Annotated in this window: 19 protein-coding genes; 16 read left to right on the top strand and 3 right to left on the bottom strand. The window is 66.1% G+C overall.

The features are described 5' to 3' along the window. Positions 1-15 precede the first annotated feature (15 nt). The 6 genes from DSM104440_RS17470 to rplS all read left to right on the top strand — a co-directional run bounded on the left by DSM104440_RS17470 (position 16) and on the right by rplS (position 3,778). Positions 16-309: a hypothetical protein gene (locus DSM104440_RS17470; RefSeq protein WP_171164907.1), complete on the top strand. Its 294-nt coding sequence runs from the start codon at positions 16-18 to the stop codon at positions 307-309. Then, entirely contained in the window at positions 309-1,613 is a 1,305-nt protein-coding gene (locus DSM104440_RS17465) for a M20/M25/M40 family metallo-hydrolase (protein WP_171164905.1), read from the top strand. Before DSM104440_RS17470 ends, DSM104440_RS17465 begins: the two co-directional genes overlap by 1 nt. A 115-nt stretch (positions 1,614-1,728) precedes the next feature. Then, positions 1,729-2,001: a 30S ribosomal protein S16 gene (rpsP, locus tag DSM104440_RS17460; RefSeq protein WP_171164903.1), complete on the top strand. Its 273-nt coding sequence runs from the start codon at positions 1,729-1,731 to the stop codon at positions 1,999-2,001. A 43-nt stretch (positions 2,002-2,044) separates the two neighbouring features. Next, on the top strand, positions 2,045-2,530 hold the full coding sequence (rimM, locus tag DSM104440_RS17455; RefSeq protein ID WP_171164901.1) for a ribosome maturation factor RimM: 486 nt from the start codon (positions 2,045-2,047) through the stop codon (positions 2,528-2,530). Continuing rightward, positions 2,530-3,297, top strand: a complete 768-nt coding sequence (gene trmD, locus DSM104440_RS17450) for a tRNA (guanosine(37)-N1)-methyltransferase TrmD (protein ID WP_171164899.1) — start codon at positions 2,530-2,532, stop codon at positions 3,295-3,297. The genes rimM and trmD overlap by 1 nt, the downstream gene beginning before the upstream one ends. Positions 3,298-3,376: 79 nt before the next feature. Continuing rightward, the gene (gene rplS, locus DSM104440_RS17445) at positions 3,377-3,778 is read left to right on the top strand and encodes a 50S ribosomal protein L19 (RefSeq protein WP_171164898.1); all 402 of its coding nucleotides are present in this window, start codon (positions 3,377-3,379) and stop codon (positions 3,776-3,778) included. A gap of 559 nt (positions 3,779-4,337) precedes the next feature. Here rplS and ypfJ read toward each other — a convergent pair. Genes ypfJ through DSM104440_RS17430 form a run of 3 tightly spaced genes read right to left on the bottom strand, consistent with a single transcriptional unit; the run spans position 4,338 to position 6,859 of the window. Continuing rightward, positions 4,338-5,183 (bottom strand): KPN_02809 family neutral zinc metallopeptidase, encoded by an 846-nt coding sequence (ypfJ, locus tag DSM104440_RS17440; RefSeq protein WP_171164896.1) that lies wholly within the window; start codon positions 5,181-5,183, stop codon positions 4,338-4,340. A gap of 45 nt (positions 5,184-5,228) precedes the next feature. Then, positions 5,229-6,119, bottom strand: coding sequence for an AEC family transporter (locus DSM104440_RS17435; RefSeq protein ID WP_171164893.1), 891 nt, complete (start codon positions 6,117-6,119; stop codon positions 5,229-5,231). After that, the gene (locus tag DSM104440_RS17430) at positions 6,119-6,859 is read right to left on the bottom strand and encodes a GntR family transcriptional regulator (protein WP_171164891.1); all 741 of its coding nucleotides are present in this window, start codon (positions 6,857-6,859) and stop codon (positions 6,119-6,121) included. Before DSM104440_RS17430 ends, DSM104440_RS17435 begins: the two co-directional genes overlap by 1 nt. Positions 6,860-6,983: 124 nt before the next feature. Between DSM104440_RS17430 and DSM104440_RS17425 the strand changes: the two genes are divergently transcribed. From DSM104440_RS17425 to DSM104440_RS17380, 10 genes are all read left to right on the top strand, one after another. Next, positions 6,984-7,265 (top strand): UxaA family hydrolase, encoded by a 282-nt coding sequence (locus DSM104440_RS17425; RefSeq protein WP_171164889.1) that lies wholly within the window; start codon positions 6,984-6,986, stop codon positions 7,263-7,265. 10 nt (positions 7,266-7,275) lie between these two features. Then, positions 7,276-8,445, top strand: a complete 1,170-nt coding sequence (locus DSM104440_RS17420; protein ID WP_171164887.1) for a UxaA family hydrolase — start codon at positions 7,276-7,278, stop codon at positions 8,443-8,445. Beyond that, positions 8,442-9,419, top strand: coding sequence for a YeiH family protein (locus DSM104440_RS17415; RefSeq protein ID WP_171164885.1), 978 nt, complete (start codon positions 8,442-8,444; stop codon positions 9,417-9,419). Before DSM104440_RS17420 ends, DSM104440_RS17415 begins: the two co-directional genes overlap by 4 nt. Then, positions 9,416-10,144 (top strand): succinate dehydrogenase/fumarate reductase iron-sulfur subunit, encoded by a 729-nt coding sequence (locus DSM104440_RS17410; RefSeq protein WP_171164883.1) that lies wholly within the window; start codon positions 9,416-9,418, stop codon positions 10,142-10,144. Before DSM104440_RS17415 ends, DSM104440_RS17410 begins: the two co-directional genes overlap by 4 nt. Further along, a complete protein-coding gene (locus tag DSM104440_RS17405; protein ID WP_171159568.1) occupies positions 10,141-10,476 on the top strand; it encodes a succinate dehydrogenase/fumarate reductase transmembrane subunit in 336 nt (111 codons plus the stop codon). Before DSM104440_RS17410 ends, DSM104440_RS17405 begins: the two co-directional genes overlap by 4 nt. Then, the gene (locus DSM104440_RS17400) at positions 10,473-10,808 is read left to right on the top strand and encodes a succinate dehydrogenase/fumarate reductase transmembrane subunit (protein WP_171164882.1); all 336 of its coding nucleotides are present in this window, start codon (positions 10,473-10,475) and stop codon (positions 10,806-10,808) included. The genes DSM104440_RS17405 and DSM104440_RS17400 overlap by 4 nt, the downstream gene beginning before the upstream one ends. Positions 10,809-10,849: 41 nt before the next feature. Next, the gene (locus DSM104440_RS17395) at positions 10,850-11,821 is read left to right on the top strand and encodes a Bug family tripartite tricarboxylate transporter substrate binding protein (RefSeq protein WP_171164881.1); all 972 of its coding nucleotides are present in this window, start codon (positions 10,850-10,852) and stop codon (positions 11,819-11,821) included. Further along, positions 11,818-12,693, top strand: coding sequence for a fumarate hydratase (locus DSM104440_RS17390; RefSeq protein WP_171164873.1), 876 nt, complete (start codon positions 11,818-11,820; stop codon positions 12,691-12,693). Before DSM104440_RS17395 ends, DSM104440_RS17390 begins: the two co-directional genes overlap by 4 nt. 2 nt (positions 12,694-12,695) lie before the next feature. Next, a complete protein-coding gene (locus tag DSM104440_RS17385) occupies positions 12,696-13,304 on the top strand; it encodes a fumarate hydratase C-terminal domain-containing protein (RefSeq protein WP_171164872.1) in 609 nt (202 codons plus the stop codon). Positions 13,305-13,520: 216 nt separating this feature from the next. After that, entirely contained in the window at positions 13,521-14,150 is a 630-nt protein-coding gene (locus DSM104440_RS17380) for an energy transducer TonB (protein ID WP_171164871.1), read from the top strand. Positions 14,151-14,167: the final 17 nt, after the last annotated feature.

The raw sequence follows: 14,167 nt of genomic DNA, 5'->3' as shown, positions 1-14,167 counted from the left end.
CCTGAGGAGGCATTCATGAGAAAAGTCGCACCGTTCCTGCTCTCACTGACCCTCGGCCTGCCGATGTTTGCCGCGGCCCAGGCCCCTGCCCCGACGGCGCCCAAGGCCGCCGCCGCCGTTGCCCAGATGCCCTGCGGCGAATGCCGCAAGAAGGCCTCCGACACCTATGGGGCCTGCGACGCCGCCGCCAAGGAAGGCGACGCCAAGTACGCGTGCCTGAAGACGTTCCAGGACAGCAGCAACGCCTGTGCTTCGGTGTGCAAGGAAGCACCCACATCCAAGACCCAGGCCCCGACGCAGACGAAGTGATGACGAACAAGTGGCCGTGCGGCGCGCTCGCGCTGGCGGCCACATTTCTTTCGGGCGCGGCGTCCGCGCAGTCCGCGAGCCCGCACCAGCAGCTCACGCGCGACATCTACCGCGAGCTGATCGAGATCCGCACGGTTCACCCCGACGGCGACAACACCGCCGCCGCTCGCGCGATGGCCAGGCGCCTGCTCGACGCAGGGTTTGATCCGAAGGACGTGGAGGTGCTCGAGCCCGCACCGCGCAAGGGCAACCTCGTCGCGCGCCTGCGCGGCACCGGCGAGCTGAAGCCCGTGATGCTGCTCGCCCACATCGACGTGGTCGAGGCGAAGAAGGAAGACTGGTCCGACGGCCTCGATCCCTTCAAACTCACCGAGAAGGACGGCTATTTCTACGGCCGCGGCACCATCGACGACAAGGCGCAGGCCGCGATCTTCATCGCGAACCTCGTGCGCGCGCACAAGGCGGGCTGGAAACCGAAGCGCGACGTGATCGTTGCGCTCACCGCCGACGAAGAGGGCGGTACGACCAATGGTGTCACCTGGCTCATCGCGAATCGCCGCGACGCGATCGACGCGGAGTTCGCCATCAACGAAGGCGGGAACCTCGTGCTGCGCGACGGGAAGCCTTACGAGCTCGCCGTGCAGGTGAGCGAGAAGATTCCCTTCACCTACGAGCTCGCCGCGACGAACGCGGGCGGCCACAGCTCGCTGCCGCGCGCCGACAACGCGATCTACGATCTTGTCGCGGCGCTCGACCGCCTGTCGCGCCACCAATTCCCCGCGCGCTCGGCTACCGGGGACCAACTGCGCCGTGCCGTTGCGGACCCCTCCCTCAATGCGCAACTGCGCACGACATGCGTGGCTACGCGGCTCGAGGCCGGACATGCGAGCAATGCCTTGCCGCAGACGGCCAAGGCCACCGTGAACTGCCGCATGCTGCCCAACGAGAATCCGCAGGACCTGCAACGGACTCTCGTCACGCTCGCCGGCGAGCGCGTGGCCGTGAAGGCGCTTTACGACCCGAAGCCCAGCCCCCCGAGCGATCCGGATTCGAAAGCGATGAAGACGATCCGGCGCGTGGCGGCCGCCACGTGGCCCGGCGTCGTGGTCACGCCGACGATGAGCGCCGGCGCCACCGATGGATCGCGCCTGCGGGTCATCGGGATTCCGGTTTACGGGGTCGCGGGAATCGCGATGGAGGTCGAACGCATGCACGGCCGCGACGAACGGCTCGAGATCGGTGCCTTCCACCAGGCCATCGAATTCCTCGATCGCCTTGTGCGGGAGCTGGCCTCCGGGGGGTAATCAGGTGAGTTGCCTATCGCCCTGAATTTGTGCGATAATTTCGCGCTTTTTCGAATTCAGCCGTTACCCGTTTGCTGTTTCACGTTACCCGTTATCAACGGGGTTGGAGACATACATGGTCGTCATCAGACTCGCCCGCGGCGGAGCCAAGAACCGCCCCTTCTATAACGTCGTCGTTGCCGACTCGCGCATGCCGCGCGATGGGCGCTTCATCGAGCGCATCGGCTTCTACAACCCCAAGGCGTCCGAGAAAGAGCCGCAGTTCCGACTGCAGCTCGACCGCATCGCCCATTGGGTGTCCAAGGGCGCGCAGCCTTCGGACGCGGTCAAGAAGCTGATCAAGCGTGGCAAGAGCGAAGTCACCGGCAAGGCCGCGCCCGCGAAGTAAGTCGGTCGCGCCCTTCGACGGGGACGAAAGCAGGCTGGTGGTGATGGGGCGCGTGAGCGCGCCCTTCGGCATCCAGGGCTGGGTCAAGCTCAAAGCCTTTACCGAATCCGCCGACGGCCTCGCCGACTTTCCCCGCTGGTTGCTCAAGCTGCCCGAAGGCTGGCGCGAGCACGTCATCGAGGAGTTCGCGGTGCGTTCGGCCTCGACGGTCGCGAAGTTCGAAGGCGTGGACGATCGCGATGCGGCTGAAAAGCTGCGCGGATGCGAAGTCGCGGTGCTGAGGGAAACGCTCGGCGAAGCCGACAAGGGATCGATCTACTGGATCGACCTGCTGGACCTGGAGGTGGTGAACCTGCGGGGCGAAGCGCTCGGCAAGGTGGCCGAATTGTTCCAGACCGGCGAGACCAGTGTGCTCGTCGTGAAGGGCGAGAGGGAGCGGATGATTCCCTTCGTCGATCAGTACGTGAAGTCGGTGGACCGCGAGGCCCGCCGCATCACGGTGGATTGGGAAGCGGCGTACGACGTCTGATGCAATTCGATGTCATCACGCTGTTCCCGGAAATGTTCGACGCGGTGTCGGACCACGGAATCACGCGCCGCGCGCTGGACGACAAGGTTTTCGAGCTCGCGACGTGGAATCCGCGGGATTTCGTGACGGATAACCACAAGACGGTCGACGATCGTCCGTACGGTGGCGGTCCGGGAATGGTGATGCTGGCCGGCCCGCTGGAGGCCTGCATCGATGCCGCGATCGCGCGGCAGCAGCAGAAGGGCATCGCGGCGCCGAAGGTGCTGCTGATGTCGCCGCAAGGCGAGAGGCTGGACGACGCGCTGGTGAAAGAACTGGCCGCGGAGCCGGGGCTGGTGATGATCTCCGGCCGGTATGAAGGAGTCGACGAGCGGCTGGTCCGTCGTCGCGTCGATCGGGAGATCTCGATCGGCGACTACGTCACCTCGGGGGGCGAATTGCCCGCGATGGTGACGATCGATTGCATCGTGAGGCAGCTTCCGGGCAGCCTCAACGACGCGGAGAGCGCAACACAGGATTCATTCTCCGCGGGGCTCCTCGACTGGCCGCATTACACGAGGCCGGAGGAGTGGAAGGGAACGAAGGTGCCCGACGTGCTGTTGTCGGGAAACCACGGGGCCATCGCGCGCTGGCGCAGGAAGCAGGCGCTGGGGCGAACGTGGGAGCGCAGGCCCGACCTCCTGGAAGGGCGTACGCTGGGCAAGGAAGACGCGCAGCTGCTCGACGAATACCGTCGGGAAAAGCAGCAGGCGCAGCAACAGCAGTAACCGAAAACAAAACCGCGCGCATCCGTTTCGACGGCTCTGCGCGAAAGGCCGGAAGGCCGGAACCGAAAAGGAAACGTTCATGGATCTCATCGCAAAGCTCGAGCAGGAAGAAATCACCCGGCTCAACAAGAAGATTCCCGTGTTCGCCCCGGGAGACACCGTCATCGTCAAGGTGATCGTGGTCGAAGGCGACAAGAAGCGCGAACAGGCTTACGAAGGCGTGGTCATCGCGATCCGCAAGCGTGGCCTCAACTCCTCGTTCATCGTGCGCAAGATCTCCAGCGGCGAAGGCGTGGAGCGTACGTTCCAGCTCTACTCGACCGCCATCGCCTCGATCGAGGTGAAGCGCAAGGGTGACGTTCGCCGCGCCAAGCTCTACTACCTGCGTGGCCGCACGGGCAAGAGCGCGCGCATCCGCGAGAAGCTCAAGACGGTGGAGCAGCGTGAAGTCCTGCCGCCGGACGAGGAAGCGAAGGCCTAGTCCTTCGTTTGACCGACAGAAAGGGCGCTTCGGCGCCCTTTTTCATTTCTCCTCCCGCGACCTCCGCCATCGATGGGTGGGGGTCGAACCGGGGGAGCTCACTGCGTCGGGGAGAGGATCGATCTCGCTACTTCATATGTCGCTCGAGATTCCTTGCGCACCGTGGTTCTGCAGCGATCGGTCACGCCCCCTCTCGCCCCCCACCCATCGCTGTCGAAGGTCGCGGGCGGGTTGTGGCGCAACGGCTGCGATGATCGTCGGTAGATAATTTGTGGTGGCAGGCGGTGGCGGGTGCCGCCCTCGTCGATGAGCGGCGATCGACATGACTGGCACACGCTCTCAAGTTGCGATCAGCGCCGCCCCGATGCTGGAAACACCTCGATGGTTCCGGCGCTGAGGCCATCGACGAAGGGTTGATCACGAGAGGCCCCCCACCGCTCGCTGCAGGATCGCCGGTGCGCCAGGAATTTCGAGCGCAAGTTTGGGTAGCGAGATCGGCGGCGTTTGATCGAGAGGTTGGGGCCGGGTCGGGATCAACCCTTCGGCGATGGCTACAGCCTCACAACTGCGCAGCGCTGAACGTGTCGCAGGAATTGGGGTTGCCGCTTTCCATCCCGCGCTTGAACCAGCGCACGCGCTGCGCCGAGCTGCCGTGGGTGAAGGAATCGGGCACGACGCGGCCCTTCGATTGCTCCTGGAGGCGGTCGTCGCCGATCGCCGTCGCGGCGGCCATGGCTTCCTCGATGTCGCCCGCTTCCAGCTGGCCCTTGAACTCACGCGCGTAGTAACCCCACACACCCGCGAAGCAATCGGCCTGAAGCTCCAATCGCACCGACATCTGGTTCGCGTCGCGCGAACCGCGGCTCCGCGCTTCGTTCACCTTCGCCGCCGCGCCCGTCAGCTTCTGGACGTGGTGCCCGACTTCATGGGCGATCACGTAGGCCTGTGCGAAATCTCCCGGCGCCTTGAAGCGGTCACGCAACTGCTGGAAGAACGAAAGATCGATGTAGAGCTTTTCATCCGCGGGGCAATAGAACGGGCCGGACGCGGCCTGGCCGGTGCCGCACGCCGTCTGCGTGCCACCGGAAAAGAGGACGAGGGTCGGCTTGCGGTATGCGCTGCCGCTCTTCTGGAAGATCTGGCCCCAGGCTTCTTCCGTGGAGCCGAGAACCTTCGCGACGAAGATCTTCGCCGGATCGGGCGGTGCGTTCGGGTCCGCGGGCGCTTGCTGGCGCGGCGCCGACTGCTGCATCTGCTGGGACGCGTCGAGGACCACCGAGGGATCGATGCCGAGGAAGTAGGCGATCACCGCGATCACGATGGTGCCTACGCCGATGCTACCGCCCACGCCCATGCCGCGGCGGTCTTCCACGTTGCTGCTGGCGTCTTGATTGTCGAGCTTCATGGTTTGTAGACCTCTCAGGGGGAACGCGGTTCCGGGTTGCAACTTCTACAGTAGTGCCATCCAAAAGGGGATCGTGGCCATCGACAGCAATGTGCCGACCGTAATTTGCGTGGCGGCGGTGCGTCCGTCTGCCCCCATTCTGGCCGCCAGGATGTAGGCGCTTGACGCAGTGGGCAGTGAGGCAAGGAGAACCAGGACCGCGGCGTCCACGCCGGTGAGCGCAAAGGCGCGCACGAGTCCGAGGGCGATCAGCGGGAGTGCGACGAGCTTCACGGTGAGCCAGTACGCGTGGGCGCCCGCGTGGCCGTCGCCGCGCTCGATGCGCAACGCCGCGCCCACCGACAGCAGGCCCGCGGGAAGCGCGGTCTGCGCGAGGAGGTTCAGCGTGTGGTCGGCGAACGCGGGCAGCGGAAGCCCCGCCACGTTCCAGGCAAAGCCCGTCACCGTGGAAATGATGAGCGGGTTGCGCACGAGCTCGCGCAGGAATCCGCGGTCGCTGCCCGAGGCGAGCATCGCCACGGCGGCGAGGTTCACGAGCGGGATCATCACGCCGAGGAGGATTGCCGCGGCAGCCACCGCGGGCTGGCCGAAGAGGCTGCCGGCGAGCGCGAGTCCGATGTACGTGTTGAAGCGGAACGCGCACTGGAAGCCGCTCGCGGAAACGGCGCGCTCGAGCTTGAAGAGTCGACCCACGGGGAGGGCGAGCAACATGCCCGCGACGGTGAATGCGCAGGCGAGGGCGAGCAGGAGACCCGTCCTGGAGAAATCGAGTTGTGCGACCGCGAGCGAGCGAAACAGCAACGCCGGGAAGAGCACGTAGTACACGAGCTTCTCGAGCCCTTCCCAGAAATCGCGGCCGTAGTCGAAGCGCCGCGAGAGCAGGAAGCCCAGCGCGATGAGCACGAAGTTGGGAAGGATCGCGAGGGCGAGCGCCATCAGAGCACCTCGCCCTTGCCCAGCGTGTTGTGGTATTCGAAGCGCGCGGCATCCACGTGCGAGACGCGAAGCTCCACGGGCCGGTCGCGGAAGGTGTAGGCCACGCGGCGAATCTCGAGCAGCGCTGCGCCCTCGTCGATGCCGAGGCGCTCGGCCTGCTCGCGCGAAGCCACGGCGCCACGCAACCGCTCGTCGGCCCGCAGCACGTTGATTCCGTAGCGGCTCTGGTACAGGTGATAGATCGTGTTCTCGCGCGCGACGAATATCTTCTCGGTAAGGCCGGGAAAGAGCTGCGCAGGCAACGTGATGTCGTCGAGGATCGCGCGCCGCCCACGCAACGACAACACGTTGCGGATGCGAACGACCTTGTCGAGCGGCGATAGATCGAGCGCGCGTGCGGCTTCCGCGCCGGCGCGGTCGCGGCGGAAATCGATCGTGCGCACTTCCGGATAGCTCTTCGTGCCGTCGCGCTCGACGATGTGGAAGAAGTGAAACATGAGGCGGCCCGAATCGTGGGCCGTCACGAACGTGCCCTTGCCCTGCCGTCGCACCAGGGCCTGCTGCGCGACCAGGCCGTCGACCGCCTTGCGAATGGTGCCGATCGCGACACCGAAGCGCGCCGCAAGCTGCGACTCCGACGGAATCGCTTCGCCCGGCTTCCACGCGCCCTTCGCCATGCCCTCGGCGAGTTGCGCGCGGACCTGCTCGGCGAGCGGCCGGTCGGCGACGAGGGAACGCAAGGGAGCGCGCGCAGGCATCGGCCGAGGATACATGCAACTCATCTAGTTGACCGGTTTGGGGGACAGGGCACATCCTTTCGTTCGAGTTGTGACCTGTCCCCAACATGAAATACCGGAGGCGAAGATGATTCATTTCGTGGTTCACGACGAGCACGATTCGGTCGGCGTCGTCGTGGTCGAAGGCGTGAAATCCGGCGACAAGCTGAGCGGCTGGATCATGGACCAGGACAAGGACATCGAGCTCAAGGCCCTTTCCGACATCCCGATCGGCCACAAGCTCGCGATCAAGTCGCTCAAGAGCGGCGACACCGTGATCAAGTACGGTGTGGACATCGGCAAGACCATCGCGCCGATCGCGGTGGGCGAGCACACGCACGTGCAGAACCTGCGCACCAAGCGCTGGTAAAGAGGACGACATGGATCTGACCAAAGCGAGTTTCTGGGGTTACAAGCGCGAGAACGGCCGCATCGGCGTTCGCAACCACGTTCTCATCCTGCCGGTCGATGACCTGTCGAATGCCGCCGCCGAGGCCGTGGCCAACAACATCAAGGGCACGCTCGCGATCCCGCACCCGTACGGGCGCCTGCAGTTCGGCGCGGACCTCGAGCTGCACTTCCACACGCTGATCGGCACGGGCTCGAACCCGAACGTCGCGGCGGTGGTCGTGATCTGCATCGAGGATCAATGGGCGAAGAAGGTGGCCGACGCGATCGCCGCGACCGGCAAGCCCGTGGCCTTCTTCGGCATCGAGCAGCATGGCGACCACGACACGATCATGCGCGCCTCGAAGAAGGCGAAGGAGTTCGTGCAGTGGGCGAGCGAGCTGCGTCGCGAGGAGCGCCCGATCAAAGACCTGTGGGTCTCGACCAAGTGCGGCGAATCCGACACGACCTCGGGCTGCGGCGCGAACCCGACCGTGGGCAACGCCTTCGACAAGATGTACGACCACGGCGTGACGATGTGCTTCGGCGAGACCACCGAGCTCACCGGCGGCGAGCACCTGGTGGCCGAGCGCTGTCGCACGCCCGAAGTGCGCAAGAAATTCCAGTTCATGTTCGATCGCTACCAGGCGGTGGTCGAGGCGCACAAGACGAGCGACCTGCGCGATTCGCAGCCGACCAAGGGCAACATCGCGGGCGGCCTCACGACGATCGAGGAGAAAGCGCTGGGGAACATCCAGAAGATCGGCCGCAAATGCCTGATCGACGGCGTGCTCGACAAGCACGAGACGCCGACCGGCCCCGGCCTCTGGTTCCTCGACTCGTCCTCCGCCGCCGCCGAAATGGTCACGCTGTGCGGCGCCGCGGGCTACACGGTGCACTTCTTCCCCACGGGGCAGGGCAACGTGATCGGCAACCCGATCCTTCCCGTGATCAAGCTGTGCGCGAATCCGCGTACTGTGCGAACGATGAGTGAACACATCGACGTCGATGTCTCCGGGATGTTGCGCAAGGAGATGTCGCCGGACCAGGCGGGCGACGCGCTGCTCGAGTGCATGTTCCGCACGGCCAACGGCCGCCTCACCGCGGCCGAGGCGCTGGGCCACCGCGAGTTCGTCCTCACGAGGCTCTACGAGAGTGCGTGAACGCGCTTAGGCTGTACTTTCCCGGTATCACCGTGGCGGCGGTCGTTGCGATCGCCGCCACATTCCTTTCCGTGCACTACCGCGCCTCGGCGATGCTGTTCGCGTTGCTGCTGGGCATGGCGCTGCATTTCCTCGCCGAAGAAGGCCGCTGCCGCCCGGGCATCCAGGTCGCCTCGTCGCACATCCTGCGCACGGGTGTGGCGCTACTCGGCCTGCGCATCACGATCGACCAGGTGAGCGCGCTCGGGTGGAATACGGTGGCGCTCGTCGTGGGCGGGGTCGTCTTCACGATCGCCTGCGGAATCCTCCTGGCGCGCGCGATGAAGCTGGGATCGGCATTCGGCACGCTGACCGGGGGCGCGGTCGCGATCTGCGGCGCGTCGGCCGCACTCGCAATCGCGTCGATCCTTCCGCGTCACAAGAACGCCGAGCGCGACGCGAGCTTCACGGTCATCGGCACGACAGCGCTTTCCACGCTCGCGATGATCGTCTATCCCATCGTCACCGCCGCGTTCGGCCTCGACCATCGCTCATCGGGCATCTTCCTCGGCGGCACGATCCACGACGTGGCCCAGGTCGTGGGTGCCGGCTACAGCGTGTCCGGACTGACAGGCGACACGGCGACCATCGTGAAGCTCCTGCGCGTGGCGATGCTGTTGCCGGTGTGCCTTGCGATCGGCGTGGCGCTGCATGTGCGCGGCAGCGATGCCGCCCGCTCCGCGCCGTTGCTTCCCTGGTTCGCGGTGGTGTTCGCATTGCTCGTCGCCGTGAACAGCACCGGGATCATTCCCGCGGCGGTGACCAGCTGGGGCAACGACATCTCGCGCTGGTGCCTCGTGATGGCGATCGCCGCGATCGGCATGAAGACGTCGCTCAAGTCGCTGGTGGACATGGGCATGAAGCCGGTGCTGCTGCTCGTCGTGGAGACGCTCTTCCTCGCGCTGATCGTGATGGCGGCCATCGCATTGCCATGAGCGACCTGCTCGAGGTTCGTGTCTGGCGCGGCGGCGCGGAGGGCGCGTTCCAGCCCTTCCAGGTTCCGCGGCGTCCCTCGCAAACGGTTCTCGATGTCGTGACGCATATCCAGCGCCACCTCGATCCCACGCTCGCCTACCGCTTCGCGTGCCGGGTGGGCATGTGCGGCTCGTGCGCGATGCGCGTGAACGGCACGCCGCGCTGGACGTGCCGCACGCACGTCGACAAGGTCGCTGACGACGGCCACCTGGAAGTGGCACCGCTCGCGAACCTCCCGGTGATTCGCGACCTCGTCACCGACATGGAGGAGTTCTTCTCCAAGTGGACGCGCGCGAAGGGCCGCTTCGTGCCGACGCGTACGCGCGCCGACGAACCCGCGGTCGTCGAGCCCACGTCGGCCAAGCGCCAGGAAGCGGATGCAGGCATCGAGTGCATCGGCTGTGCGGTCTGCTACAGCGCCTGCGACGTGGTCACCTGGAATCCCGATTACCTGGGGCCTGCCGCGCTCAACCGCGCGTGGACGCTCGTGAACGATGTGCGCGATGGCGCGCGCGCCGATCGCCTGTTCGCGGTCGCAGGCGATGCCGGATGCCACGCGTGCCACACGCACATGAGCTGCACCGAGCATTGCCCCAAGCATCTCGTGCCCACGAAATCCATTGCCGGCTTGAAGCGGGCAACGACGGGCGCGCTGCTCACCCTCGCGCCGTGGAGCGACGAGTGAGCTTGCGCGAGGTGCGGCTCTGGGCGGCGCAGCGCGCGACCGCCGTGGTGCTCGCATTCTGCGTCGTCGTGCACCTCGCGACGATCATCTATGCCGTGCAGGGCGGGCTCACGGCCGGCGAGATCCTCGCGCGCACGCGCGGCAGCGTCGCGTGGGGGCTTTTCTACACGGTCTTCGTTTTCGCAGCGGCGATCCACGGCGCCATCGGCTTGCGCACCATCCTTGCCGAGTGGGTCGGCTGGCGTGGCGATTCCGCGCAGGTCGCGATCACGGTCTTCGGCGTGATGCTCACGGTGCTCGGCCTGCGCGCGATCGCGGCGGTCTACCTGTGAAGGCGAGCCGCAACCATCCGGCGTTCTGGGCCTTCGTCGTGCACCGGCTCTCGGGGATCGGCCTCGCGGCTTTCCTGCCCGCGCATTTCTACGTGCTCGGCAGCGCGCTGAACGGCGAAGCCGCGCTTGGTGAATGGATCGACTGGACGCAGCGGCCGTTGCTCAAGTTCGCCGAATGGATCCTGGTGCTGCTCCTTGCGGCCCATCTCACCGGCGGGCTCCGGCTGCTCGCCCTCGAATTCCTGCCGTGGCGCAATTGGCAGAAGACTCTGGCTGCCCTCGCCGCGGGTGCCAGCCTCGTCGTCATGCTCATCGTGGCGCTCGCACGCTGAAGATTCGCGCGACAATCGAAGAACGAAACCAAGGAGGTTCCATGAAAACGAAGGTGATCAAGGTGCTCGGTGCAGCGCTGCTCGCGCTTGCGATGCCGCTCGCGGCTCAGGCGCAGGCCTGGCCCGCGAAGCCGGTGAAGATCATCGTCCCGTTCGCCGCGGGGGGCGCCACGGACGTGGTCGCGCGATTGCTCGCGCAGAAGCTTTCGGAAGGTTGGGGCCAGCCGGTCGTCGTGGAGAACAAGGCCGGCGCGGGCGGCAACATCGGCGCCGATGCGGTCGCCAAGTCGCCCGGCGATGGCTACACGATGCTCATGACCTCGGGATCGATCGTTACCGCGAACCCGCACATGTACAAGACGCTCACCTATGACCCGGCGAAGGATCTCGTCGCCGTGACGAACGTCGCGACCGGCCCGCAGGTGATCGTCGTGCACCCGGGCGTGCCCGCGAAGGACCTGAAGGAATTCATTGCCTACGCCAAGGCCAATCCCAAGAAGGTGAACTTCGGCTCCGCGGGAATTGGTACGCAAACACACCTCGCGGCGGAGAACTTCGCGTTCGCCGCCGGCATCGACATCACGCACGTTCCTTATAAGGGCGAGTCGGCCGCGCTCACCGACCTCATCGGTGGCCAGATCCAGATGGCGACTCCCAACCTCGCCGCGGCGATCGGTCACATCCAGTCGGGAAAGCTCAAGGCCCTCGCCGTCACGAGCAAGGCCCGCAATGCCCAGGTGCCCGATGTCGCTGCCGCGGCGGAAGCGTTGCCCGGTTTCGAGAACGCGGGCTGGTTCGGCCTGATGGTTCCCGCGGGAACGCCGGCCGACGTGATCGACAGGATCCAGAAGGACTCGGCCAAGGTGCTGCTCTCGGCGGAGTTCCGCGAGAAGCTCGCGCAACAGGGCATGGCACCGGTCGCGAACACGCCCTCGGATTTCGCCGCGGCGATCCGCGAGGAGAGCGGGCGCTGGGCCCGCGTCATCAAGGAGCGCAACCTCACCGCGCAATGAAGGTCGATCCCCGCCAGGTCGAGGACGCGGCGCGCGAGCTCTACGTTCGTGCGCTGAAGGTCCTGCCCCCCGACATCAAGGAAGGCTTCGGGCGGCTCGTCGCCTCCGAGACGGACGCGACCGCGCAGGGCGTGCTCGCGACGATGGTAACTAACATCCGCGTGGCAGAAAGTACCGACAACCTTCTGTGCCAGGACACCGGCATACCTATCTATAACGTCGTGATCGGCCGCGGCGTCGAAATCGACGGGGTCGCCCTGATGGACGCGATCCGCCGCGGATGCGAACGGGCCACGCGCGAGCACTCGCTTCGCAGCTCCGTCGTGCATCCCATCACGCGAAAGAACGAGCACACCTCCTGCGGGCCGGGCGTACCACCCATCCATATCGACTTTTCCGACGAAGCAGACCAGTTGCGCATCGAGATGGTCCCGAAGGGCAGCGGCTCGGAAAATAACTCGTGGCTGCGCATGGCCGTCCCCGCCGAAGGCATCGGCGCGATCAAGCTGTTCGTCGTCGATTGCGTGCTCGAGGCCGGGGGCAAGACCTGTCCGCCCACCATCGTGGGCGTGGGCGTCGGCGGCACTTCGGATCTGTGCATGTCGCTCGCCAAGCGCGCGGCCACGCGGCCGCTGGGCAGCGCCTGCGCCGATCCCGAGGGCGCGAAGCTCGAGCGAGAGCTGAGCGCGGCAGTGAACGACCTCGGCGTCGGGCCGCAGGGACTCGGCGGCGATTCCACGGCGTTCGCGGTGCACGTCGAGATCGCCGCGACCCACATCACGATGAACCCGGTGGCCGTGAACATGCAGTGCCACTCGGCGCGCCGCGCCTCGGCCACCATCACGCCGCAGGGCGTGGCCTACGGTTTCTAGCGATGGCGCACCACGTCCTCACGCCGCCGGTCACCGAGGAGCAGGTGCGCGCATTGCGGGTGAACGACACCGTCACGCTCGAAGGTCCGCTCTACGGAATCCGGGATGCGAACCAGATCGCGCTCTTCGACCGTGGGCGAGCCACTCGCTTCGATCTCGCGGGCCATGCGGCCATGCACACCGCGCCCAACGTCCGGAAGGTCGCGCCCTCGGCGGAGCACCCCGCGGGCTACGCCCCGATCTGTGTCGGGACCACGACGTCGGCGCGCATGGAACGTTTTACCCGCCCGCTCATGTCGCAAATGGGCGTCCGCCTGGTCGTGGGCAAGGGCGGCCTGGGGGCGGCCTCGCTCGAAGCCTTTCGGGAGATCGGGGGCGCCTACCTCGCCGTGATCGGGGGCACCGCCGCCCTGGAAACCACCTGGGTCGAGGCCATCGAGGACGTCGACATGGACGACCTGAACCCCGAATCGATCTGGAAATTTCGGGTGAAACACTTCGGCCCGCTCCTCGTGGCCATGGACAGCCACGGGGGAAGCCTCTATGCCGACGTGGCGGCCCGGGCGAAGACCAGACGCGAACTAGTGCTATTTCGCCTCGGGCTGAAGTAAAATGGCCGACTTGGCTCGGTAACAAAAGCGGGTAACAAAACAAGGGCCCGCGGGCCGTCCCGGAAACGGAATGTTCGCGTAAGCTAGCCGCCGGCTTACCGGTCGCCAGAGCCGGACAAGGGGAGATTCAGGCCCCGGCACCCCCACAAAGGGCATCCGGAAAACCCAGGCCCGCCTATCAGCACGCGGGCGGCATTCGCATGAGAGGGTCTTGAAGTGGATTACGCCGATTCCGAACGCAGCTTCGGGAAGCACCTCCCGAGCGTCCTCGTTGTCGCCCTGCTGCACGTCGCAGTGGGCTACGCGCTCGTCACGGGGCTTGCGCGAAAAGTAGTGGAAGTCATCAAGTCGCCCCTCGAGACCAAGATCATCGAGGAGATAAAGAAGGTCATCCCCGACCAGCCGCCACCGCCGCCGCCGAAGCTCGCGACGCCGCCGCCGCCTTTCATTCCGCCGCCGGAAGTGAACATCCAGGTTCCCATCCAGGCGCAGCAAGCCCCCACGATCACCGCCGTGTCGCCGGTCAAGCCGCCGCCGGGCCCGCCGCCCGTCGCCGCGCCCAAGCCCGCCGACGGCCCCGTCCTTCGCAAGAACGTGCGCCCGGTGGGCAAGGTCGATCCGATCTTCCCGCGCGATGCCATCAAGCGAGGCATCGAGAAGGGCACTGTCATCGCGCACGTGCACATTCGTCCCGACGGCTCCGTGTCGGACGTGAAGATCGCGAGCGCGAATCCCGCGCGCGTGTTCGACCGCGAAGTCATCCGCGCGCTGATGCAGTGGCGTTTCGCACCCGAACCGGTGGGCTTCATCGGCGAAGTCGAAATCGAATTCAAGCTGACGGACTGACGCGCGTCCGTCGTAAC

The sequence above is a fragment of the Usitatibacter palustris genome (assembly GCF_013003985.1).
In the GTDB taxonomy this organism is placed as follows: Bacteria; Pseudomonadota; Gammaproteobacteria; order Burkholderiales; family Usitatibacteraceae; genus Usitatibacter; species Usitatibacter palustris.
Note: the sequence above shows the minus strand (reverse complement) of the source record. Positions and strands in the feature narration are given on the sequence as shown.

Coding starts and splice junctions, on each gene's coding strand:
- rimM (WP_171164901.1), top strand. CDS start 2,045: ATGGGGCGCGTGAGCGCGCCCTTCGGCATCCAGGGCTGGGTCAAGCTC.
- DSM104440_RS17470 (WP_171164907.1), top strand. CDS start 16: ATGAGAAAAGTCGCACCGTTCCTGCTCTCACTGACCCTCGGCCTGCCG.
- rpsP (WP_171164903.1), top strand. CDS start 1,729: ATGGTCGTCATCAGACTCGCCCGCGGCGGAGCCAAGAACCGCCCCTTC.
- trmD (WP_171164899.1), top strand. CDS start 2,530: ATGCAATTCGATGTCATCACGCTGTTCCCGGAAATGTTCGACGCGGTG.
- DSM104440_RS17435 (WP_171164893.1), bottom strand. CDS start 6,119: ATGGCGCTCGCCCTCGCGATCCTTCCCAACTTCGTGCTCATCGCGCTG.
- DSM104440_RS17410 (WP_171164883.1), top strand. CDS start 9,416: ATGAGCGACCTGCTCGAGGTTCGTGTCTGGCGCGGCGGCGCGGAGGGC.
- rplS (WP_171164898.1), top strand. CDS start 3,377: ATGGATCTCATCGCAAAGCTCGAGCAGGAAGAAATCACCCGGCTCAAC.
- DSM104440_RS17465 (WP_171164905.1), top strand. CDS start 309: ATGACGAACAAGTGGCCGTGCGGCGCGCTCGCGCTGGCGGCCACATTT.
- ypfJ (WP_171164896.1), bottom strand. CDS start 5,183: ATGAAGCTCGACAATCAAGACGCCAGCAGCAACGTGGAAGACCGCCGC.
- DSM104440_RS17395 (WP_171164881.1), top strand. CDS start 10,850: ATGAAAACGAAGGTGATCAAGGTGCTCGGTGCAGCGCTGCTCGCGCTT.
- DSM104440_RS17420 (WP_171164887.1), top strand. CDS start 7,276: ATGGATCTGACCAAAGCGAGTTTCTGGGGTTACAAGCGCGAGAACGGC.
- DSM104440_RS17390 (WP_171164873.1), top strand. CDS start 11,818: ATGAAGGTCGATCCCCGCCAGGTCGAGGACGCGGCGCGCGAGCTCTAC.
- DSM104440_RS17385 (WP_171164872.1), top strand. CDS start 12,696: ATGGCGCACCACGTCCTCACGCCGCCGGTCACCGAGGAGCAGGTGCGC.
- DSM104440_RS17425 (WP_171164889.1), top strand. CDS start 6,984: ATGATTCATTTCGTGGTTCACGACGAGCACGATTCGGTCGGCGTCGTC.